The sequence below is a fragment of the Luteibacter yeojuensis genome, from assembly GCF_011742875.1.
GTDB lineage: Bacteria > Pseudomonadota > Gammaproteobacteria > Xanthomonadales > Rhodanobacteraceae > Luteibacter > Luteibacter yeojuensis.
Map to the genome: position 1 here is coordinate 2,501 of NZ_JAAQTL010000005.1, position 1,911 is coordinate 4,411.

General features: G+C 54.1%; 1 rRNA gene (running past one end of the window). It reads left to right on the top strand.

The window, feature by feature from the left end:
• Positions 1-1,911, top strand: a 23S ribosomal RNA gene (locus HBF32_RS19090) (its annotated part extends 217 nt beyond the left edge of the window); the annotation flags it as partial.

Here is a 1,911-nt window from a genome sequence, read left to right on the forward strand (position 1 = left end):
ATCAACCGAGATTCCGTCAGTAGCGACGAGCGAACGCGGACTAGCCCAAAAGTGTCGCACATTCTAGTCGAACCGCTTGGAAACGCGGGCCGTAGACGGTGATAGCCCGGTAGACGAAAGGGTGCGTGGCATGAAATTGAGTAAGGCGGGGCACGAGAAACCCTGTCTGAACATGGGGGGACCATCCTCCAAGGCTAAATACTCCTGACTGACCGATAGCGAACTAGTACCGTGAGGGAAAGGCGAAAAGAACCCCGGAGAGGGGAGTGAAATAGACCCTGAAACCGTATACGTACAAGCAGTGGAAGCCCGCAAGGGTGACTGCGTACCTTTTGTATAATGGGTCAGCGACTTACTGTCAGTGGCAAGCTTAACCGTATAGGGGAGGCGAAGGGAAACCGAGTCTGAATAGGGCGAATAGTCTCTGGCAGTAGACCCGAAACCGAGTGATCTATCCTTGACCAGGTTGAAGGTGCGGTAACACGCACTGGAGGACCGAACCCACATCTGTTGCAATAGATGGGGATGAGTTGAGGATCGGAGTGAAAGGCTAAACAAACTCGGAGATAGCTGGTTCTCCTCGAAAGCTATTTAGGTAGCGCCTCGTGCGAACACTGTTGGGGGTAGAGCACTGTTATGGCTAGGGGGTCATTGAGACTTACCAAACCATGGCAAACTCCGAATACCAACACGTGCTACACGGGAGACACACGGCGGGTGCTAACGTCCGTCGTGAAAAGGGAAACAACCCAGACCCGCAGCTAAGGTCCCAAAGTCATAGCTAAGTGGAAAACGATGTGGAAAGGCATAGACAGCCAGGAGGTTGGCTTAGAAGCAGCCACCCTTTAAAGAAAGCGTAATAGCTCACTGGTCGAGTCGGTCTGCGCGGAAGATTTAACGGGGCTAAGCTATGCACCGAAGCTCGGGGTGTACAGGTTTCGACCTGTACGCGGTAGAGGAGCGTTCCGTAGGCCTGTGAAGGTGAGTCGTAAGGCTTGCTGGAGGTATCGGAAGTGCGAATGCTGACATGAGTAACGATAAGGGGGGTGAAAAGCCCCCCCGCCGAAAGCCCAAGGTTTCCTCGCGCAACGTTCATCGGCGCAGGGTGAGTCGGCCCCTAAGGCGAGGCAGAAATGCGTAGTCGATGGGAAGCAGGTTAATATTCCTGCACTTTTCTACAGTGCGATGTGGGGACGGAGAAGGTTAGGTCTACCAGGCGTTGGTTGTCCTGGGGAAAGGCGGTAGGCGGTGATCTTAGGCAAATCCGGGATCACATACGCCGAGCACCGAGACGAGCCCTTATCAGGGCGAAGTGACTGACACCACGCTTCCAGGAAAAGCCACTAAGCTTCAGCTGTAGAAAAACCGTACCGTAAACCGACACTGGTAGGCAGGGTGAGAATCCCAAGGCGCTTGAGAGAACTCGGGTGAAGGAACTAGGCAAAATGGCACCGTAACTTCGGGAGAAGGTGCGCCCCTTGGTGTGGTCACGTGCGTGACTGAGCATCGAGGGGTCGCAGTAACCTGGCCGCTGCGACTGTTTATCAAAAACACAGCACTCTGCAAACACGAAAGTGGACGTATAGGGTGTGACGCCTGCCCGGTGCTGGAAGGTTAATTGATGGGGTCAGCCGCAAGGCGAAGCTCTTGATCGAAGCCCCAGTAAACGGCGGCCGTAACTATAACGGTCCTAAGGTAGCGAAATTCCTTGTCGGGTAAGTTCCGACCTGCACGAATGGCGTAACGACAGCGGCGCTGTCTCCACCCGAGACTCAGTGAAATTGAAATCGCTGTGAAGATGCAGCGTTCCCGCGGCAAGACGGAAAGACCCCGTGAACCTTTACTATAGCTTTACATTGAACGTTGAGTTCTTCTGTGTAGGATAGGTGGGAGGCTATGAAACCGAGACGC